The organism is Pokkaliibacter plantistimulans (assembly GCF_003194385.1).
Lineage (GTDB): Bacteria > Pseudomonadota > Gammaproteobacteria > Pseudomonadales > Balneatricaceae > Pokkaliibacter > Pokkaliibacter plantistimulans.
The window spans coordinates 36,051-56,288 of sequence record NZ_LAPT01000027.1 but is presented as its reverse complement, the minus strand read 5'-3'; the positions used below and the strand labels follow the sequence as shown (position 1 = coordinate 56,288).

The 20,238-nt window shown below is 56.5% G+C and carries 24 protein-coding genes; 8 read left to right on the top strand and 16 right to left on the bottom strand.

Going from position 1 to position 20,238, the window contains the following annotated elements:
- Positions 1-20: 20 nt before the first annotated feature.
- Genes WH50_RS06850 through bioB form a run of 7 tightly spaced genes read right to left on the bottom strand, consistent with a single transcriptional unit; the run spans position 21 to position 5,765 of the window.
- Entirely contained in the window at positions 21-992 is a 972-nt protein-coding gene (locus WH50_RS06850; protein WP_110186658.1) for a putative metalloprotease CJM1_0395 family protein, read from the bottom strand.
- Between the two features lie 18 nt (positions 993-1,010).
- Positions 1,011-1,283: a hypothetical protein gene (locus WH50_RS06845; protein ID WP_104156817.1), complete on the bottom strand. Its 273-nt coding sequence runs from the start codon at positions 1,281-1,283 to the stop codon at positions 1,011-1,013.
- 29 nt (positions 1,284-1,312) lie between these two features.
- Entirely contained in the window at positions 1,313-2,008 is a 696-nt protein-coding gene (bioD, locus tag WH50_RS06840; protein ID WP_110186657.1) for a dethiobiotin synthase, read from the bottom strand.
- 42 nt (positions 2,009-2,050) lie between these two features.
- On the bottom strand, positions 2,051-2,824 hold the full coding sequence (gene bioC, locus WH50_RS06835; RefSeq protein ID WP_165838337.1) for a malonyl-ACP O-methyltransferase BioC: 774 nt from the start codon (positions 2,822-2,824) through the stop codon (positions 2,051-2,053).
- Positions 2,817-3,515 (bottom strand): alpha/beta hydrolase family protein, encoded by a 699-nt coding sequence (locus WH50_RS06830; protein ID WP_110186655.1) that lies wholly within the window; start codon positions 3,513-3,515, stop codon positions 2,817-2,819. The genes bioC and WH50_RS06830 overlap by 8 nt, the downstream gene beginning before the upstream one ends.
- A complete protein-coding gene (gene bioF / locus WH50_RS06825) occupies positions 3,508-4,686 on the bottom strand; it encodes an 8-amino-7-oxononanoate synthase (protein WP_412053288.1) in 1,179 nt (392 codons plus the stop codon). The genes WH50_RS06830 and bioF overlap by 8 nt, the downstream gene beginning before the upstream one ends.
- A gap of 2 nt (positions 4,687-4,688) precedes the next feature.
- Entirely contained in the window at positions 4,689-5,765 is a 1,077-nt protein-coding gene (gene bioB, locus WH50_RS06820; protein WP_110186668.1) for a biotin synthase BioB, read from the bottom strand.
- A gap of 113 nt (positions 5,766-5,878) precedes the next feature.
- Here bioB and WH50_RS06815 point away from each other — a divergent pair, with 113 nt between their 5' ends.
- The 4 genes from WH50_RS06815 to tsaA all read left to right on the top strand — a co-directional run bounded on the left by WH50_RS06815 (position 5,879) and on the right by tsaA (position 9,171).
- Positions 5,879-6,607 carry a ComF family protein gene (locus tag WH50_RS06815; RefSeq protein WP_341476824.1) on the top strand — a complete coding sequence of 243 codons (729 nt, stop codon included), beginning with the start codon at positions 5,879-5,881 and terminating at the stop codon, positions 6,605-6,607.
- Positions 6,608-6,678: 71 nt separating this feature from the next.
- On the top strand, positions 6,679-7,581 hold the full coding sequence (locus tag WH50_RS06810) for a TraB/GumN family protein (protein ID WP_110186653.1): 903 nt from the start codon (positions 6,679-6,681) through the stop codon (positions 7,579-7,581).
- Between the two features lie 113 nt (positions 7,582-7,694).
- Positions 7,695-8,333 (top strand): LysM peptidoglycan-binding domain-containing M23 family metallopeptidase, encoded by a 639-nt coding sequence (locus WH50_RS06805; protein WP_110186652.1) that lies wholly within the window; start codon positions 7,695-7,697, stop codon positions 8,331-8,333.
- Between the two features lie 133 nt (positions 8,334-8,466).
- Complete coding sequence (tsaA, locus tag WH50_RS06800) at positions 8,467-9,171, top strand: tRNA (N6-threonylcarbamoyladenosine(37)-N6)-methyltransferase TrmO (RefSeq protein ID WP_110186651.1); 705 nt, start codon at positions 8,467-8,469, stop codon at positions 9,169-9,171.
- 185 nt (positions 9,172-9,356) lie between these two features.
- On the opposite strand, the gene WH50_RS06795 is transcribed toward tsaA, so the two are convergent.
- Positions 9,357-9,605: a BufA1 family periplasmic bufferin-type metallophore gene (locus WH50_RS06795; protein WP_110186650.1), complete on the bottom strand. Its 249-nt coding sequence runs from the start codon at positions 9,603-9,605 to the stop codon at positions 9,357-9,359.
- 135 nt (positions 9,606-9,740) lie between these two features.
- On the opposite strand from WH50_RS06795, the gene bioA reads away from it, so the two are divergent.
- The 3 genes from bioA (at position 9,741) to WH50_RS06780 (ending at position 13,156) form a co-directional block, all read left to right on the top strand.
- The gene (bioA, locus tag WH50_RS06790) at positions 9,741-11,030 is read left to right on the top strand and encodes an adenosylmethionine--8-amino-7-oxononanoate transaminase (RefSeq protein WP_207780213.1); all 1,290 of its coding nucleotides are present in this window, start codon (positions 9,741-9,743) and stop codon (positions 11,028-11,030) included.
- A 294-nt stretch (positions 11,031-11,324) separates the two neighbouring features.
- Positions 11,325-12,128 carry a UDP-2,3-diacylglucosamine diphosphatase gene (locus WH50_RS06785; protein WP_110186649.1) on the top strand — a complete coding sequence of 268 codons (804 nt, stop codon included), beginning with the start codon at positions 11,325-11,327 and terminating at the stop codon, positions 12,126-12,128.
- Positions 12,125-13,156 (top strand): glycosyltransferase family 4 protein, encoded by a 1,032-nt coding sequence (locus WH50_RS06780; protein ID WP_207780212.1) that lies wholly within the window; start codon positions 12,125-12,127, stop codon positions 13,154-13,156. Before WH50_RS06785 ends, WH50_RS06780 begins: the two co-directional genes overlap by 4 nt.
- Here WH50_RS06780 and WH50_RS06775 read toward each other — a convergent pair.
- A complete protein-coding gene (locus tag WH50_RS06775) occupies positions 13,116-13,712 on the bottom strand; it encodes a 2OG-Fe(II) oxygenase (RefSeq protein ID WP_110186648.1) in 597 nt (198 codons plus the stop codon). The genes WH50_RS06780 and WH50_RS06775 overlap by 41 nt on opposite strands.
- Before the next feature lie 186 nt (positions 13,713-13,898).
- On the opposite strand from WH50_RS06775, the gene WH50_RS06770 reads away from it, so the two are divergent.
- On the top strand, positions 13,899-14,324 hold the full coding sequence (locus tag WH50_RS06770; protein ID WP_110186647.1) for a thioesterase family protein: 426 nt from the start codon (positions 13,899-13,901) through the stop codon (positions 14,322-14,324).
- Positions 14,325-14,360: 36 nt separating this feature from the next.
- Here WH50_RS06770 and dnaB read toward each other — a convergent pair whose 3' ends face one another.
- From dnaB to dnaJ, 7 genes are all read right to left on the bottom strand, one after another.
- Positions 14,361-15,749 (bottom strand): replicative DNA helicase, encoded by a 1,389-nt coding sequence (gene dnaB / locus WH50_RS06765; protein ID WP_110186646.1) that lies wholly within the window; start codon positions 15,747-15,749, stop codon positions 14,361-14,363.
- Positions 15,750-15,904: 155 nt separating this feature from the next.
- On the bottom strand, positions 15,905-16,351 hold the full coding sequence (gene rplI / locus WH50_RS06760; protein WP_104156830.1) for a 50S ribosomal protein L9: 447 nt from the start codon (positions 16,349-16,351) through the stop codon (positions 15,905-15,907).
- A 29-nt stretch (positions 16,352-16,380) separates the two neighbouring features.
- On the bottom strand, positions 16,381-17,226 hold the full coding sequence (locus tag WH50_RS06755) for a YybS family protein (RefSeq protein ID WP_110186645.1): 846 nt from the start codon (positions 17,224-17,226) through the stop codon (positions 16,381-16,383).
- Positions 17,227-17,240: 14 nt separating this feature from the next.
- Positions 17,241-17,468, bottom strand: coding sequence for a 30S ribosomal protein S18 (rpsR, locus tag WH50_RS06750; protein WP_104156832.1), 228 nt, complete (start codon positions 17,466-17,468; stop codon positions 17,241-17,243).
- 41 nt (positions 17,469-17,509) lie between these two features.
- Positions 17,510-17,923 (bottom strand): 30S ribosomal protein S6, encoded by a 414-nt coding sequence (gene rpsF / locus WH50_RS06745; protein ID WP_104156833.1) that lies wholly within the window; start codon positions 17,921-17,923, stop codon positions 17,510-17,512.
- 205 nt (positions 17,924-18,128) lie between these two features.
- A complete protein-coding gene (dapB, locus tag WH50_RS06740; protein ID WP_110186644.1) occupies positions 18,129-18,938 on the bottom strand; it encodes a 4-hydroxy-tetrahydrodipicolinate reductase in 810 nt (269 codons plus the stop codon).
- Positions 18,939-19,040: 102 nt separating this feature from the next.
- Positions 19,041-20,186 (bottom strand): molecular chaperone DnaJ, encoded by a 1,146-nt coding sequence (gene dnaJ, locus WH50_RS06735; RefSeq protein ID WP_104156835.1) that lies wholly within the window; start codon positions 20,184-20,186, stop codon positions 19,041-19,043.
- Between the last annotated feature and the right edge of the window lie 52 nt (positions 20,187-20,238).

The following is a 20,238-nucleotide window of genomic DNA, read 5'->3' as shown; positions in this document are numbered from 1 at the left end:
AAAGGGAGAGGCAAGCGGACTCAGGCCTGAGTGTTCACAAAACCGCCTGAGGGGTAGAGCCGGGAATAAACACCGAGTTCGACGAGACGCCGATTGATCTCCCGAAGCTGCTGCTGGACTTTGGCTAGCTGATCATCCACAGGCGTTGGGGGAATGGGTACCGTTTCACTATTAGCAACAGAGGATTGAGCAGTGTCGCTCTGGGTAGCCTGTGCTTCACCAGCTCCCCGCCCAGCTAAAGATGAAGTATCATCGCCTCCTTGCACAACCTGACTCGCCAGTGGCTCAATGCGCTCCTGTATCTGCTCCAATGCACGTGCCTGAGTGGACGTATCATCCTGCAGTTGCTGCTGCGCTTGTTGCTGGGCCTGCTGATTCTCCTTGGCCCTGTCTCTGGCCAGCTCAGCCTGAGCTTCAGCCAGCATACGCTGAGCCTCAAGTGCAATCTTGTCATCCTGCGCAGAAGGATCAACGGGAGCACGGGCCGCCTTGATAATGGCCTGTGCCTTTTCGATGGTTTCCTGGGGGTTGTTCGGCACAGGTGAGGTGTCTACCGATACCTCACCGTCTGTGGCATACAAGCGCCCGTCTGGTCCCCGGGTGTAATCATACTGAGGCGAGCCTCCGTACTGACCTGCCGCATCGGAGTGAGCCCGCTCATGCTCTTTAACCTGCTGATCACGCGACTGCAGCTCATCCACCTGCTGCTGATCTGCCGTTGATAATTGCTCACCAACGGTTGATGTATTGCCAGATGTTTTAGCGGCATTGGTGGCGATACGCTCTTTTGCGCGTAGCTCCCCTTCCCTGTCCTGCAATAAGCCGGAACCCTGTCCGGAAGATTGTTGCTGATTCTGCGAGCCATTATTTAACGGGGGCGCAGTTACCTGCTGAGCGACTGTCAGCTCAGTAAGATTAGCTGCTGCCTGAGGAGCAGGCGGCGTTGAAGCGGTAGTGGGTTGATAGGTCAGCCCCAGGCTTGAAATCAGCACGGATGACCTCGTAGCGAGTTAAACCTTAATATCCAGCAATGTTCCTAAGGTTGAATTTTGCGCTTCCAATACCTTGGCACCAGCCTGAACCAAAACTTTTGCTTCAGGCAAGCTCAGCAAACCATCCTCAACCGAAGCAGAACCCTGATCGTTGCTGAGGCCGTTGTCCGAGCTAGCGGAACTATCACTGACCGAACCTTGTGCAATCTGTGCCCCCGCCTGATCCAGCTGTGCCAGACCTCGCTGGATACCCAGTTGCCCATAGGTGAAAGTACTGCCCTGAATCTGCATTGAATATCACCTCATATTCTGAGCAAATTTTAGCCAACATCAACTAAATGTAAAGATTGCAGATTAAGGAAGGGTGCCGCGTTTTCTGCACTGGCCTGCTCCAGCCATGGGATTCTGCCCAGGCACGGCGCAGGCATTGTTGCCTGAAGAGTTGCAATATTTTCCCGCTGATAAGGCATATCAGGATCTACATGGTTTACCACCCACCCAGCCAGCGACAGACCTGCCTGGCGGATCGCGCTGACGGTCAGACTGGCATGATTCAGACAGCCGAGACGCAACCCGATGACCAGCACAACAGGCCAGGCATGCTGCGCCACCCAGTCCGACAGCATCTGCCCCTGATTGTTCAATGGCAGATACCAGCCACCCGCACCTTCAATCAGAGTGAACTGTGCCTTTTGTGCCAGCACGGGCTGCAACGCCTGCTCCACCGACGTCACACTCAGATGCTGCCCATGCAGTTCAGCCGCGATATGAGGCGCAATGGCCTCGGGGAAACGCAGTGGGTTATGCAGCGCGTAGTCCAGTTGCGGCCAGCTTTGCTGCTGAAGGCTCAGCGCATCACGATTGCGCCAGCCACCATCCTGTTGTTCGCAGCCAGAGGCAATGGGTTTGATACCCAGGGTTGTCAGCCCCATCTGACGCGCTCGCCAGAGCAACGCAGAGGACACCAGCGTCTTGCCCGAATCGGTGTCGGTACCGGTAACAAAAAAAATCGACATGAACTCACCCGGTTGTCGTAATAAAAACCAGTCAGAAATGCACTACAGAGGATTACAGGGCTTCTGCAGATACGCATAGAACACATCATAGGTCACAGTCAGAGCCTCACCGGAACACACCTGTTCATAGGCATGCTCCAGCGCCTGCAGCCGCTGGCGCCCCGCTAGCGCTCGGCCACGATGTACCTCTGCCGCATCAGTGTGGCTGGCGCCCAGCTGTTTCAGATCACGCATGACCTGTCTGGCACTGTCGTACAAGGCCACGCTGTCACGGGCCTGCCAGTGTTGATTTACCCAGCCATGACCAGCAGCCTGCTGCCAGCAAGCTAAACTGGCGAAGCGATTGACGTGTTCCTCCTGATCGACAGCTGCCCAGGCAGCTCGCAATTCCCACAAGGTACGGGGCCCCAACGTGGTCAGGCACAGCCAGCCTCCCGGCCTCAGTACGCGCCACACCTCGGCAAACATCCTTGCGGGATGATGACACCACTGCACTGCCAGGCTGGAAACCACCGCATCAGCACAGCCCTCCTGCAGCGGCAGCGCTTCTGCATCCGCATTCACATAGGCGTCAGCAGATGCCAGATGACGCGCCTGCTGTAACATTCCCTGGGCAATATCCAGTGCCAGCACCTGCAGCCCATCCGGTAAATGGCGGCTGACGTACCCGGTACCGCAGCCCATATCAACCACCCGGCCCGACAAATGAGGCGAGCCCGCCAGCAAACGTCCTGCGATCTCCCGCTGCAGAACAGCTGCCTGATCATAGCCGGCAGCGGCACGGCTGAATTCACGGGCAATGTTCTGCTTATGCATGCGCACTCTTTCCAGATAAGTCCAGCCATGCGGTATCAGGCCAGTGCAGCAGGTGCCCCTGATCAGGCAACACATCCACTACCGCCATCGCACCGTTAAGCACTTCGGCAATCTGCGAAGGTACCAGACCATCGCACGCCCCCAGATAGTGGCGCTGCGGCACCCTAACCTCCGCCCAGTGTTGGCAGCAGTCATCTGCCAGCCACTGTAGCTGCCGAGACAGACTGATGAGCTCCTCGCTGCTCAGCCCAAGATGATAGTCACGTAACATGGCCAGCAAGGTTCTTCCTAGTGGATGAGACTGAGCCACCATACCGGCAAAGCGCCGAAGCGTCGGTAGAGGCTGCTGCTCCATGGCATCAATGAACTGATCAAACACATCAGGCGACATGCCCGGTGCATTCGCTGTGGCCACAAAGCTGGGGCTGGCTGCCAGCGTGACAGCCAGAGCAATACGTTCAGGCGCCTGCACAGCTGCCTCCATCAGCAGCCGACCACCCAGTGACCAGCCCAGCCAGTTTGCCCTTTCAGGTGCCTGAGCCAGTATGCTGCTGGCCGCCTCTGCCAACGTACCTGCATGACGGTCAGGAGAGAGAATGTGCACGGTACCCTGCGGTGATAGCCGCTCTACTACACTGTGCCAGAGGTGGTCAGGCATCGCCCAGCCATTGATCAGCACCCACTCAGTCATGATCGCTCACCTCTCGCCAGCTGCGCTCCAAGGCATGCAGCAGACGATCCAGTTGCTGATCGGTATGTGCTGCCGTCAGTGTGATACGCAGCCGAGACATGCCAGCAGGCACCGTAGGTGGGCGGATTGCCGTGACCCAGATGCCCTGTTGCAGCAGGCTTGCAGAGAGCGCCATCGCCCGTGCCGCAGAGCCTACCAGCACAGGCTGAATGGCGGTCTGTGAGGACATCAGTGTCAGCCCCATGACTTCAGCCTCATGACGAAAGCGTCTGATCAGGTGCTGCAAATGCAGTCTTCGCTCAGGCTCCTGCTGCACAATACTCAGTGCCTGACGTCCTGCTGCCGCTACTGCGGGTGGCATTGCTGTGGTGTAGATATAGGAGCGGGCAAACTGAATCAGCGCCTCAATCAAGGTCTCGCTACCCGCGATAAAAGCACCGGCACAGCCCAATGCCTTACCCAGGGTTGCCATCAGTACAGGCACCTGCTGCTGATCAAGCTCACAGGCCTCAACCAGCCCAGCACCGCGCTCTCCCAGCACCCCAAAACCATGGGCATCATCCACCATCAACCAGGCTTGCTGGTCGTGGCATAGCTGCGCCAGCTCATTCAATGGCGCGACATCACCATCCATACTGAAGACACCATCTGTCACCACCAGCTTGTGCGACTGCGTCGCCTTGCCCAGACGACTGGCCAGATTGTCGACGTCATTGTGCAGGTAGCGCTGAAAGCGCGCGCCACTGTTCAGGCCAGCGTCCAGCAGGGAGGCATGATTCAGGCGATCTTCAAACACGGCCGACTGATCATCCAGCAGCGCACTGATAGCCCCCAGATTGGCCATGTAGCCGGTAGAAAACAGCAGGGCTCGCTGTCGTCCGGTGAATGCCGCCAGCTCTTCTTCCAGCGCATGATGCTCGGCACTATGACCGCTGACCAGATGGGAAGCGCCGCTACCAACACCGTAACGCCGCACCGCCTCGATGGCGCTTTGCTTCAACCTTGGATCATTAGCCAGACCCAGATAGTCATTGCTGCAGAACGCCAGATAGCGCTGACCATCCAGCACTACTTCTGGTTGCTGCGCACCTTCCAGAGTCCTGCGCTGACGATAGAGATGTTGCTGCTGACGCTCCTTCAGGCGAGCCTGCAGATTGAATGCATCCATCATGATTACTGCAGGGCAGCTGCGGCCTGCGCCTGAGGAGCACCGGCGTCATGGTAGAGGCTGGCCTGTTGTTGCTGACGTACCTGCTGCAACAATGCCTGTTCGTGCGCCTCATCAGATAACCCTTCACGGCTTTCAGGGGTGATCCCCAGTTTCCTGAACAGCACTTTGTCTGCATGCGCCTCTGGGTTAGGCGTAGTCAGCAGCTTTTCGCCATAGAAAATGGAATTGGCACCCGCCATGAAACACAGCGCCTGCACCTGCTCATTCATCTTTTCGCGCCCGGCCGACAGTCGCACATGTGAGCGTGGCATCAGGATCCGAGCTACCGCGATGGTGCGGATAAAGTCGAAGGGGTCCAGGTCTTCAACTTCTGCCAGAGGCGTACCCGCCACCTTGACCAGCATATTGATCGGCACACTTTCAGGATGATCAGGCATGTTGGCCAGTACCCGCAGCAAGCCGATGCGATCCTGCAGGCTTTCCCCCATCCCCATGATGCCGCCACAACAGACCTTCATACCGGCGTCGCGCACATGACTGAGGGTATCCAGCCGCTCCTGATAAGAGCGGGTAGTGATGATGCTGTCATAGAACTCTGGCGAGGTATCGAGGTTGTGGTTGTAGTAATCCAGCCCGGCCTCCGCCAGCTCACCGGCCTGATCGCGATTGAGCGTGCCGAGTGTCATACAGGCCTCCAGCCCCATGGCTTTGACACCGCGCACCATCTCCAGCACGTAAGGCATGTCACGCTGGGTCGGATGTTTCCAGGCAGCCCCCATGCAGAAACGGCTGGCGCCGCTGTCCTTGGCTCTGGCGGCCTCCTCCAGTACCTTCTTCACTTCCATCAGTTTCTGCTTTTCCAGACCGGTGTCGTAATGCGCACTTTGCGGGCAGTACTTGCAGTCTTCAGGGCAGGAACCGGTTTTGATCGACAACAGGGTGCTGACCTGCACCTGATTGGGGTCAAAGTACTGACGATGGGCTGTTTGAGCCTGAAACAACAAATCATTGAAAGGCTGCTCAAACAGAGCGCGGACTTCGCCCTCGGTCCAATCATGGCGAATGACAGTGGTTGACATCGTGCAGTGCTCCGCAAAAGTAAACATACTTACCCCTGCACTGCAGGTCTGGTCAGCACAGCAGCGATTCCGCAGGGGTATCAGGAATACCGCCATCTTAATCAGCTCAGGGAATGAGTCAACCAATGAAAAATAACAAGGTTTACTTCAGATCTTTTTTTAACCAGTTATTTTACCCATGCGTCCTTTGCAGGAGTCATCCTCGCCCCCCGACAGGTTTGCTCTGCACTGGCTGCCAGCAGGACATGCCCTTCAACCAGCCGGCCTGTCTGGGCTGTTCCTTGCCTCTGGAGGCACAGAGTGCGACGGGGCTGTGCGGTCAGTGTCTGAAACAGGCGCCACTGTATAACCGGGTCTGGAGTCCATGGCGTTATGAAACGCCACTGCCGTACCTGATTAGCCGCTGGAAATATCAGGCTGACTTCAGTGCAGGTCGGCTGCTGGCCAGCCTGATGCTAGGCGCCTGGCAGGAAGCAGGGCTACAGCCTCCAGAGGTCTTGCTGCCAGTCCCCATGCACCGTCAGCGTCTGCAGCAGCGCGGCTTCAATCACAGCCTGTGGCTCGCGCAGTATCTATCCCGGCATTTGCAGATCAAGGTCGACACCCACTATCTGCAGCGCACGCAAGCCACTGCTACACAACAAGGCCTGAGTGCCCGGGCCCGGCGACGCAATCTTCGCTCAGCCTTTGCGCTGCGCGGCAATCCCGGTTACCGTCATGTGGCCGTAATTGATGACGTCATGACGACCGGGGCGACCGCCAACGCCATTGCTGCACTGTTGCGCAGCCAGCAGATCACCCGACTGCAACTGTGGTGTCTGGCCCGGACGCCCCACCACTGACCGATAGCAACGATTTTCAGGCCCCGGCAATTTGCTTGAGCTGCAGCTCACCTCAAGGAGAACGCGGCACTATGCGCCCATACCGAATACCACTCGCACTATCAGGCTGGCTGTTGGCCCTGTGTCTCTGGCTGGTACCCCAGCTGGCCAGCGCTCAGCCAGTCTTTGCCTGGCAGATTCGTTCCCAGACTGCCACGCTGTATCTGCTCGGTTCCCTGCATGCCTTCCCGCCGCAGGGCTATCCCCTGCCACAAGCGGTGGAAGCGGCATTTTCGCTGTCTGACTATCTGGTGGTAGAAATCAATCCCACCGACCTCCCCCTGCCCGCCCAGCAGAAGCTGTTCGATCACTACGGTAACCTGCAAAACGGCCAGCGACTGTCAGACCTGCTCTCAGCCAGGGATCAGCAACGGTTACGTCAGCATGCTCAACAACTGGGGCTGGATTACAACGCCATGCAACCCTGGCAGCCCTGGCGTGCAGGTACACAGCTGGTACTGGCAGATGCTGAGCGGCAGGGATTTGACACTACGGCCGGTATTGATCACTACTTTATGCGTCGCGCCGGCAACCGGCAGATCCTGGCGCTGGAAACACTTGAGAGTCAGCTGCAGGCCATCGCTGTCCCCGATATGAATATTCAGGTGGCCAATCTGGTTAGTACGCTGGATCAGATGGAACAGGACAAAGACTTTCTGCCCTGCTTGTATCAGGCCTGGCGCCGCGGGGATGGCCCTGCAGTCTATCGCCAGTCAGAACAGGAAGCCGGTGATGACCCGCGCCTGAAAGCCTATCTGGACCGGCTCAACAGTCAGCGTAATGCGGAAATGGCAGACAAACTGATCCGCTTACTGCGCAGCAGTGGTACCTTTTTCGTTGTCGTAGGGGCACTGCACATGCCCGGGCCTGATGGCTTGCTGGCTCGCCTTAATGCGGCGAACTTTCCCAGCCAGCAGCTGCAGTCTCCACGTTAGGCATACCTGCGCCCCCTTGTGATTCAGAGCACGGGCAGCCCCTTGTGGCAGCAGGCACTGCTGTCACACTGCGGACCGCCCAGGAATCAGACCATCACCTTCAAGGAGGATGAATGTCATTGCTGAGCACTCTGAACGCCCCGCGCTCACTGCGTCTCGCTCTACCCTTACTGATATTGGCCCTGCTGCTTGGCGGCTGCGGCAGCAACCCGCCTCTTCCCAGCGATACCCAGACCTACTACGTCAAGGCAGGGGACACGTTTTACAGCATCGCCCGTCGCTATGGCATCAGCGTCAAAACCCTGAGCCGCCTGAACCCAGATGCCAACCCCAGCCGCATTGAAATCGGCGATAAGCTGAAAGTACCGACGGATGCAGTAGTCAGGCACTTGGCCTATCCGGTCAGTCATCCTGACTACTCCTCCGGCTTCGGCATGCGCGATGGCCGCATGCATAACGGCGTCGATTTCCGTGGCCCCAGTGGTACATCAGTACTAGCAGCAGGTCAGGGCAAGGTGGTGTTCAGCGGTAATATGCGTGGTTACGGCCGCATCATCATCATCGATCACGGTGGCGGCTTTCAGACGGTGTATGCCCACAACAGCGTGAATCTGGTGGACAAGGGGGAGACAGTCCAGCAAGGGCAGCCGGTAGCACGTATGGGTAACAGCGGTCATGCCAATGGCACGCACGTGCATTTTGAGGTGCGCATTCATGGTCAGGCCGTCAACCCGATGAGCTATCTGCACTGATCTCGTAGCCTATCAGGACGCAATTCACTCCCACCTGGCGGAGCAGGATGACCCGACTGGAGTCAGATGCTGACAGCCCCTATAGTAACGCCCCTTGCGACAACCCTGACCACAGCAACAGGAATAGCACCCCGTGTCGACCGACTTTCACTTTCAGGCCATTGGCTTTATTCACTCGCCCTATAAGGAAAAGTTCGGCATCCCCCGCCAGCCCGGGTTGGTGACCGCCGCCCGTATTGAACTGCATCTTGACCAGCACATTCCGGCCAGCAGTCTGGATGACATCGAAGGCTTTTCCCACCTGTGGCTAACCTTTGTCTTTCATGAACATATCGAGCGTGGCTGGCAGCCCCGCATTCGTCCGCCACGTCTGGGTGGGAATCGCCGGGTCGGTGTCTTTGCCAGCCGCAGTCCGTTCCGCCCCAACCCTATTGGTCTGTCAGTTGTGCCCTTGCTTGGCATCCGTCATGCAGCCAATCACAGTATCCTGGAGCTGGGAGGAGCGGACCTGCTGGACGGCACACCGATTCTGGATATCAAGCCTTACGTCCCCTTTGTCGACAGTCATCCTGAAGCCCGCGGCGGTTTCGTTGATGCTCCGCCACCACAGCACATTGTCAGCTGGGATGAGCCACTGGAGCAGCACTTGCAACAACTTGAACGAGGCGGTTTCCCCGACTTGCGCCTGCTGCTGCGACAGGTGCTGGCACAGGATCCCCGTCCGGCCTATCAGAAAGGGCAGGATGGCCGTCGTTACGGCCTGCGACTATATGACTTCAATATTCTGTTCGAGGCGAGTGACGACGGCTTTGCCGTAGTCGCAATAGAGTCGCTGTAGCAGGGCTCTGCAGCCCAAGTCACAGTACTATGGCAAGCTGAAACAGCTGTTATCCCACAGCAGACATCGCGGCATAGAGACGAGGTGGTGAAAGGAGACGAGGTGGTGAAAGGAGACGAGGTGGTGAGAGAAGAACGACTGGTACCCTGCTGAGGCACCAGTCGGAACGTGTAGAAGTAAAAAGCTTACTTTTTCAGCATGCCGCCCATACTCTCGCATGTGCCTTTGGCTACATATTTCCAGTCACCGGGATCTTTGTCCTTGGTGGCTTGCCCGGCGCAGGCATGGCCATTGGAGGCACAGTCATTCTGGCCCGCCATGGCCACACCATAGCATTTTTCCTTGTCACTGGCCGCCATGGCGGAATGGCTCATCACGCCCAACGCCAGCAGACCAGAGACCGCACCAATAGCAACGACTTTGGATTTGTTCATTCGCTTTAACCTCCTGTTTATGAATATATGAGACACTCGGCGCTATTCCCGGGTTCTCACCCTACACCCCGCATCGCATGCTTAACGATGTCTACGTACCCGACTACCGACTTAGATTAGTACAGGAACACGCTCATGCAATTGTCAGCCACCGATCTCGCCTTTGATCGCGATCATATATGGCACCCCTACACCTCCATGCTCAACCCTGCACCAGTCTTTCCCGTGCGTGCGGCTGAAGGAGTCAGGATCTACCTCGACAATGGCCAGGTTCTGCTGGATGGCATGGCCTCATGGTGGGCTGCCGTGCATGGTTACAATCACCCGCGGCTGAATCAGGCCCTGATCGATCAGACCCATGCCATGAGTCATATCATGTTTGGCGGCCTGACCCATGCCCCGGCCATCCGTCTCGCCCGTCATCTGGTGGAGCTGACGCCAGCGGGTCTGGACAAGGTATTTATCTGCGACTCAGGCTCGGTAGCCGTCGAAGTCGCCATGAAAATGGCCATTCAATACTGGCAGGCACGCGGTCAGGGCAGTAGACAACGACTGCTGGCCCTGCGCAATGGGTATCACGGAGACACCACAGGGGCGATGTCACTGTGCGACCCGGAAACGGGCATGCACGAGCTGTTCAGAGGCGCCATTCTTGAGCAGTTTTTTGTCGCTGCCCCTCAGAGTTCCTTCCATGGCGAATGGCATCCTGAGGAGCTGGCGGAAATGGAGAGCACCCTGCAACAGCACCACCAGCAGATTGCCGCCGTCATTCTGGAGCCCATCGTACAGGGTGCTGGTGGAATGCGCTTCTATCATCCTGCCTATCTGCAGGGGGTCAGAGCCCTGTGTGATCGCTATGAGGTACTGCTGATTGCTGACGAAATCGCCACCGGCTTTGGCCGGACCGGCAAGCTGTTCGCCTGCGAACATGCCGAAATCAGCCCCGACATTCTCTGTCTTGGCAAATCGCTGACCGGCGGTTATATGACCCTGGCGGCGACGCTGACCACTAAGGCCATCGCCGAAACGATCTCCGCTGGCGGCGCGGGTTGCTTCATGCACGGTCCGACCTTCATGGCCAACCCGCTGGCCTGTGCAGTAGCCAATGCCAGCATTGAGCTGTTGCTGGAGAGCGACTGGCAGCAAAAGGTCAACGCGCTGCAAGGCTGGCTGGAAAGCGGACTGGCGCCTGCCCGCAGTCTGCACGGCGTCAGGGAGGTACGCTGCCTGGGCGCCATCGGCGTCATCGAGCTGGAGCATCCGGTCGATATGCGTATCCTGCAGCCGCAGCTGGTAGAGGCGGGTATCTGGCTGCGTCCGTTCGGACGACTGGTGTACATGATGCCGCCGTTCATCATGAGCCAGAATGAAGTGGCACAGCTGACCGCTACCACCTGTCAGGTACTGGCCGACTATCTGAACTGATCGCTATCGACTCTGGCTGCCGGTGCCTGCCGGCAGCTGCGCTTATACCTCCTGCCACGCCATGAACTCCTTTTGCTGCCCCGGTATTTTCCAGTCCTCCTATGTTGATTTCCCCCTCACTGACCAAGGAATAAGCACGGGAGAAACGCTTCGCAATAAATACGTCATTTTTGCTGCTTAGCATGGCTTTGACTTGCACAACCGTCTGCCCTCTCGATCGCGCTCCATAGCAAGTCCTCTGGGAAATCAGTCACTTGCGCATATCGGGTAGGCGTCCAGCGTCAGGAGCCGTACATGGCCAGCAATGCCTCAGCAAAACGCAGCGTCCGCAGTATCTGGATTTCGGATACCCATCTGGGCAGCAAAGGCTGTCAGGCCGAGCTGCTGACGGAGTTTCTCAAACACCACGACTGCGAACAGCTGTATCTGGTCGGGGACATCATCGACGGCTGGCGTATGCGCAAGGGCGTGTACTGGCCACAAAGCCACAGTAACGTGTTGCGCCGCATCCTCACCATGGCCAAGCGTGGCACCCGCGTTACCTACGTGACAGGTAATCATGACGAGTTCCTCCGCCGCTATTCCACATTGCAGCTGGGTAACATCACACTGACGGATGAGGCTGAACACATCACTGCCAAAGGCGAACGCTTGCTGATCCTGCATGGTGACATGTTTGACGTTATCACTCGCTATCACCGCTGGCTGGCGTTCCTCGGTGACTCCGCCTATGAAATGCTACTGGTACTCAATCGCTGGCTGAACGATCTGCGTCGACGCTTTGGCTTTGGCTACTGGTCGCTCTCGGCTTACCTCAAGCACAAGGTCAAGAAAGCCGTCAATTTCATCGGTGAATTTGAGGAAGCACTCGCTCATGAATGTCACAAGCGCAACTTCGACGGCGTTGTTTGTGGCCATATTCATCACGCCGAAATTCGTGATATCGGTAAGGTTCGCTACCTGAACTGCGGCGACTGGGTGGAATCCTGTACCGCGCTGGTGGAGGACATGCAGGGCGAGATTTCATTGATCGCCTGGGTACGCCAGCGTGAAACCGTGGTTGCCACGTCGCTGCCCCAGCTGGAGAGCAGCACGTGAAGAAACTGCTGCTGATTACTGACGCCTGGTACCCACAAATCAATGGCGTGGTTACCACCCTGACGCACATGGTCACCTACCTGCAGCAGCAACAGCTGGCGGTGGAGATCATTCATCCTGCGCGCTTTCGCACCCTGCCCTGCCCCACCTACCCAGATATCCGTCTGGTGCTTACCCCATGGCAGGTCGGCAAACTGATACATGACTGCCAGCCTGATGCCGTGCATATTGCCACCGAGGGGCCGCTCGGCATCGCCGCCCGCAGCTACCTGCACAAGCACCACATTCCCTATACCACCTCACTGCACACCAAATTCCCTGAGTACGTCTCCAGTCGCTTCAGCTGGGTTCCCCTGCGCTGGGGTTATCAATTCCTGCGCTGGTTTCATCGTCCATCCCAGCAGGTGCTGGTCACCACAGAAAGCAATGCCCGGGAACTGCGTAACGCTGGCCTTGAACACCTGCAGGTGTGGGGCAGAGGAGTGGATACCGAGCAGTTCAGGCCCCAGCAGCGCCCAGCCAATACTGATCCGGTATTTCTCTATGTCGGCCGGGTAGCGGTGGAGAAGAATATCGAAGCTTTCCTGCGCTTGCGCCTACCGGGGCGCAAGCGGGTAGTCGGTGACGGGCCTGCGCGGGCGGATTTGCAGGCCCGCTACCCGGATGCCGAATGGGTCGGCTTCAAGACGGGACAGGCGCTGGTGGACGAGTATGCTCGCGCGGATGTATTTGTTTTTCCTTCGCTGACCGACACCTTTGGTTTGGTCATGCTGGAAGCGCTGGCCTGCGGTACACCGATTGCCGCCTTTCCGGTGACCGGCCCCATTGACGTGGTGCAGCCAGGCGTCACTGGCTATCTGGAGCAGGATCTGGCCAAGGCTGCCATGCAGTGCCTGTCACTATCCAGAGCCGACTGCCGCCAGTTCGCCGAAGCCAATAGCTGGCAGCAATGTGCAGAGCGTTTCGTGCAGTCCCTGGTGCCGGTGTTTACCAATCAAGAGGATGATTGCGCCGAAACCAGCCAGTAAGACTGCGGCGAGGCTTCACCGCCGGCAGCACCTGATGCGGGAAATCTGAACTCAGAAAAAACACCGTGGTCCCCCAACGTGGTGCTACCGATGCCAGCAACTGCTGCTCATCATCAGCATAGAGCAGCAGTTCCCCCCCATCACCTGGCTGCCAGTCCGGATTGAGGTAGGTGATAAACGTCAGAATACGCTGGTTATTTCCCTGGAAGTTATCCCAGTGCAAAGCATAACCACCGCCCTCCGGATAGCGGGCGTAATGAAACTCCATGGCATTCAGCCCCAGAAACAGCGAGCGATTGAACTCTGCCATCCAGCCCTCTGCAACCTGCAGAAACTGCTGCTGACAGATAGCCTTGCCTTCCAGCCAGGCAATCTCGTCAGCACGAATTGACTCAACTCGTTGCCGTGCCTGACCCACTTTGGCCTCTTCCAGTGCATTGGCCTGATAATGGCAGCTGATATCCTGGTATAAAGCCTGCAATAGAGTCTGCTCCAGCAGGGGATTGTGCTCATCGGGCAGCACCACGTAACCACAGCTGGCCAATTGATCGAGCATGGACTCCGGGAGTCCAGTAGTAGCAGTATTCACTCCAGTGCAGCGCCCCAGTCATAAACAGGGCGACTATTTTGCTCAGGAAGCGAATCCACCAGAAACAAAATCAAATGCTCGATATAAGCAAGAAAATCGATTGATCAGCAAAGGCCAACAACAGATCTATCTGGACGTAAGAGGCAGGACAGTATGGCAAGGATAAGACTGGCGTTACCGGCACAGAGTCTGTTTCAACTGACGCTGCCGATCCGCATTCAGGATATCAACTACGGCGGTCACCTGAGCAACAGTGCCATTCTCGGTCTGGCACATGAGGCACGTATAGCCTTTCTCGCCCAGTATGGCTGGCAGGAGCTGAACATTGAGGGCTGTGGCATCATCATGGCCGACGCCGCCATTCAGTTTCGCGCCGAAGCCTTTCATGGCGAGGTGCTGAATATCAGCGTAGGGCTGATGGATGCCTTTGAATATGGTTGCGACATGTTCTATCGCATGATCCGCGAGAGTGATGCCAAGGAAATCGCGCTGGTCAAAACCGCGCTGGTATTTTTTGACTACGGCAGCCGTAGCAAGGTGGCTATGCCAGCGGCATTCGCCAGCCTGATTCCCGACTGACGAACCGCTGCCGCACGGCACTCTCTGGCAAGCGTGCTAGTACTCATCCTTGTAGGAGTCATAGATCTCTCGTGCCAGATCCTCAAAGCGGGTGTATTTACCGATAAAGGCCAGCCGACAGGTGCCGATGGGGCCGTTACGCTGCTTACCGATAATGATCTCAGCCACCCCTTTGTCGGGAGAATCTTCGTTATAGACCTCATCACGGTAGATAAACATGATGACGTCGGCATCCTGCTCGATGGAGCCTGACTCCCTGAGATCGGAGTTGATAGGACGTTTGTTGGGACGATTTTCCAGACTACGGTTGAGCTGTGACAGCGCAATTACCGGGCAATGCAGCTCTTTCGCCAGCGCCTTCAGCGAGCGCGAGATCTCTGCCACTTCCTGAGTACGGCTTTCAACGTTGCCACCCAGCCGCATCAGCTGCAGGTAGTCGACCATGATCAGCCCCATGGAGCCATGCTCACGATGAATTCGCCGGGCACGGGCACGCATCTCACTGGGCGTCAGACCTGGCTGGTCATCAATATACAGCGGCTTGTTACGCAGCATATGCACTGCTCCCGTCAGACGGGTCCACTCCTCGGGATCCATCTGTCCGGTACGCACATTCCCCAGCGGGATCTTGCCAAGGGACGCCAGCATACGCATCATCAGCTGTTCGGCAGGCATCTCCAGACTGAATACAAGCACCGGCTTGTCACCCTGCACGACCACGTTCTGCACAACGTTCATGGCAAAGGTAGTCTTTCCCATGGAAGGACGCGCAGCGACGATAATCATGTCCGATGGCTGCATACCCGAGGTCATCCGGTCCAGATCAGAGAAGCCTGTACTGGCACCGGTCATTTCGCCACCTTGCTGATTGAGCAAATCGATACGCTCGATCGTCTGCGCCAGAATGGGGTTTACGCCCACTGGGCCCGAAGCCTGGGTCCGGCTTTCTGCAATCTTGAATACCTTGGCTTCCGCCTCATTGAGCACCTCCGGACCGGTCCGCCCTTCCGGATGATACGCCAGGTCCATGATCTCACCACTGATACTAATAAGCTGGCGCAGCAGTGAGCGATCACGCACGATTTCGGCATACGCGCGAATATTGGCAGTACTCGGCGTGTTCTGTACCAGCTCTCCGAGGTAAACCAGACCACCGGCATGCTCAAGCTCTGCGCGGGACTCCAGTTCCTCCGACAGCGTAATGATATCCAGAGGCATCTGCTGACTGATCAGCTGCGCCATGGCCCGGAAGATCAGGCGATGATTGCGACGATAGAAATCGTCTTCGGTCAGCTGCTCAGCGACGGTATCCCAGGCCTGGTTATCCAGCAGGACACCACCCAGTACCGACTGTTCAGCTTCAATTGAATGAGGAGGGAGCTTTAAGGCTTCTGTTTCCTGGTCGGGAAGCGTATCCATCAACATCAGTCTCAATAGACAAACCGGGCTATTACCCTATACCAGAGCAGCTCGCCTGGGAATCTCACCATAACTCAGTGGACTCTGATAGGGCATAAACACAAACACCCGCCGAAGCGGGTGTTTGTAGTCATCTTGACGACGACCGATAAAGCGTCAGCTTATTCAGCTACCACGATGATGGTAACTTTGGCAGACACTTCAGGGTGCAGCTGGATAGCTACTTCGAATTCGCCAGTGTGACGCAGAGCGCCATTGGGCAGACGAACTTCTGACTTGTCTACAGCGATACCGGCAGCAGTGATGGCATCAGCCAGATCACGAGTACCGATAGAGCCGAACAGTTTGCCTTCGTCACCGGCTTTGGCAACGATAGACAGTTCGATTTCAGCCAGTTGAGTAGCGCGAGACTGGGCAGTAGCCAGCTTATCGGCAGCTGCTTTTTCCAGCTCGGCACGGCGGGCTTCAAAAGCTTCAACGTTAGCAGAAGTAGCCATAACTGCCTTGCCGTAAGGCATCAGGAAGTTACGACCATAACCAGCTTTAACTTTAACTCTGTCGCCCAAGCCACCCAGCTTGCCGACTTTCTCGAGCAGAATAACTTCCATCTCGTAAACCTCTGTTTGCACAACCCGGGTCAGACCATCGGGTTAAGTCTTCTGCGGATATTGATCAACGAGTCGATCACACCCAGCAGCATCAATAAAGGATACACATACGGTCCAAGCAGCAGCAGTGCCACATAAAGTGCACCCAGCCATGCTTTACCCAGTGCCTTGATACCTATTACCCCGTGAACCAAGGCTAACCCTGCAACGACCAGCGGCAGAGACAACACCGGTAGCCAACGCAGCCACTCGGGGCCAGCTCCCGCTCCCAGCATCAGAACAAAGCCTAACGCCAGTGCCAGCCAGGCCGGCAGCCTGAGCTGATGAAATTCCGCTCTGAAACCACCGGGATTGTAAAGATCTGCTTGCCAAGCTCTCGCCATCATCACACTGCCGAGGTTGATAGCACACTGAAAAGCCGCTAGAGCGCCCATCAGTAATTGCATCAGCCAGTATCGGGCATCACTCGGTACAGGACCGTCTACCACTGACGCCAGCCAGCTGTCGCTGAGGGTCTGCAGTTGGCTGACCAGAGCCTGCAGGGCCATGGGCAGCACACCACTCAACAACAAGCCAACTAGCGTTGATACCAACAGGACCTGGGGCCACGACACTGTCGCCCGCAACACCCAGGCCAGTATAAAGGTGCCAAGCAAGCTCATCAGTGGCGTGGGATCACCCATGGCCCACCAAGCCAGTGTGGGCAGCAAGGCCCAGACTACAATCTTTACGCCTTCCCGGTAGCCTCTACGCAAGGTCACCAGGCTCACGGTTGCCGCACTCAGCCAAAACATCATTGGTAGTGCGGCACAAACAACAGCAACCAGTAAGGCCTGTCTGCGGCCTTGCATGAGGTACTCAGCAAGTGCACGCATGCCTTAGCGGTTCCTTATTTGTGGCTGTCGGTGTAAGGCAGCAGAGCCAGGAAACGAGCACGCTTGATAGCGGTCGCCAGCTGACGCTGATAACGGGCACGGGTACCGGTGATACGGCTAGGAACAATCTTGCCGGTCTCGGTGATGTAGCCCTTCAGGGTTTCGATGTCTTTGTAATCGATTTCCTTCACATTCTCGGCTGTGAAGCGGCAAAACTTTCTACGACGGAAAAAACGCGCCATCTGTAAAACTCCTCAATCAGTTAAGTAAAAGAAAACTCAGCTTATTCTTCGCTGGTTTCTTCTGCTTTTTCAGCTACGTCGTTCTGCTCTGCATTAGCAGCGTTGTCTTCACGACGGGGACGACGCTCTTCACGGCTTTCAGCAGCTTTGATTGGGGATACTTCGGTTACTGCATCTTTACGGCGCAGAACCATGTTACGGATAACAGCGTCGTTGTAGCGGAACAGATCTTCCAGTTCGTCCATGACTTCCTGGGTCGCTTCAACGTTCATCAGCACGTAGTGTGCCTTGTGGATTTTGTTGATTGGGTATGCCAGCTGACGACGGCCCCAATCTTCCAGACGATGGATCTTACCGTTAACACCTTCGATCATAGTGGTGTAACGTTCGATCATGGCTGGAACTTGTTCGCTCTGGTCCGGATGTACCAGGAACACGATTTCGTAATGACGCATGTAAGCTCCTTACGGGTTAACAGCCCCTTAACAGCACACTGCTGCACAGTTAAGAAGCAAGGAGGATAGATAGGGTATTTCAAAGAGCACAGTATTTTAGTGATGCAGCTGGCACTATGCAAGCCAGCTGTACAGCATTTAGGCAATTTTGACGCCACTCACCGCCACACTGAGACACTCGCTCAAGACAGTACAGACGCAGACCTTATGCCTGACGCAACCCCAGTACGTCCTGCATGTCAAAGTTGCCTGTGGTTTTATCATCCAGCCATACCGCTGCACGTACCGCGCCCTTGGCAAAGGTCATACGACTGGATGCCTTGTGGGTAATTTCAATACGCTCACCCTCAGTCGCAAACAGCACAGTATGGTCACCTACCACATCGCCACCACGCACCGTAGCGAAACCGATCTGCTCTGCGGGACGAGCTCCAATCTGACCTTCGCGCCCGTAAACGGCACAGCTTTTAAGATCACGCTGTAATGCATCAGCAACCACTTCCCCCAACAGCAGGGCAGTCCCGGACGGAGAGTCAATCTTATGACGATGATGCGCTTCGATAATTTCGATATCGTACCCCTCACCCAGCGTCTGTGCGGCCAGCTGCAATAGCTTGAGACAAACGTTGATACCCACACTCATATTCGGTGCGAATACGATGGCCGTGCGCGCACCCGCATCCGTAATCTGTTGCTTCTGGGCATCATTCAGACCGGTGGTGCCCACCACCAGTTTTTTGCCATGGGCAGCACAGAAGGCGACGGTCTGTTCAGTGACATCCGGTTTGGTAAAGTCGATCAGCACGTCGAAATCGCTGACCACCTTGTCGAGGCTGTCACTGGCATAAATACCCAGCTTGCCAATCCCGGCCACTTCGCCCAGATCTGCACCTACCAGGCTGCTGCCCATGGACACGATCCCGGCACCTAGAGTCGCAGAATCGTGCTGCTGGATCGCTTCAATCAGGTTGCGCCCCATTCGGCCGGCAGCACCCATGATGGCAATACGCGTCATGTTGTTATCCTGTCTTCACAGTCAAATTCAGAGGTGGCGAGATTATAAAGAAAAAGGGCGACCATGGTCGCCCTTTCCTGTCACGAATACCACTGCATCCGCTTACTTCATGTCCTCAAAAAACTTCTTCACGCCATCAAAGAAGGATTTGGTACGAGGCGCATGGCGCTCATCCTGGTCCTTCATTGTTGCTTGAAACTCCTGCAGCAACTCTTTCTGACGTGCCGTCAAATTGACCGGAGTCTCGACCACGATACGACAGATCAGGTCACCTGCTGCACCGCCACGGACCGGCACCACGCCTTTGCCACGCAGACGGAACTGCTTGCCAGTCTGAGTTTCCGTCGGAATCTTGAGACGGACACGACCATCCAGTGTTGGCACTTCAAGCTCTCCACCGAGAGCAGCATCAACGATGCTGACCGGCACGTCACAGAACAGATTCTTGCCATCACGCTCAAAAATCGGATGTTCACGTACCGATACCTGTACATACAGATCGCCTGCCGGACCACCCTGCACTCCCGCCTCACCTTCACCTGAAAGACGAATACGGTCACCAGTATCAACACCTGCCGGAATTTTGACGCTAAGAGTCTTGGTTTTCTCAACCCGACCACGACCATGGCAATCGCCACAAGGATCAGTGATTACCTTGCCACTGCCGTGACAGGCAGGGCACGTCTGCTGCACAGAGAAGAAGCCTTGCTGCATACGAATCTGCCCCGCGCCACCGCAGGTAGAACAGGTCTGTGGCTGAGTCCCTTTTTTCGCTCCACTGCCATGGCAAGTGTCGCACTCTGACAAAGATGGAATTGTCAGGGATTTCTGACAGCCCTTGACAGCTTCTTCAAGCTCCAGCTCCAGGGTGTAACGCAAGTCCGAGCCACGTTGAGGGCCGCCACGTCCACCACGGGCAAAGCCGCCACCACCACCAAAAATATCGCCGAAGACATCCCCAAAAATATCCTGGAAACTGCCCCCGCCAAAACCACCCCCACCAAAGCCGCCTGCGGCATTGGGATCAACACCGGCATGGCCGAACTGATCGTATGCGGCCTTTTTCTGGGCATCGGACAGCACTTCGTAGGCTTCGTTCACTTCTTTGAACTTGGCTTCCGCCTCACTGTCATCCGGATTACGGTCCGGATGGAACTTCATGGCCATGCGCCGGTAGGCTTTCTTGATGTCCTGCTCAGAGGCATCGCGCTGCAGCCCCAGCACTTCATAGAAATCGCGTTTTGACATGATCTTCGCTGGCTAGCTGTACCGGCACTGCCGGTGACTCCAATGGAAAAGG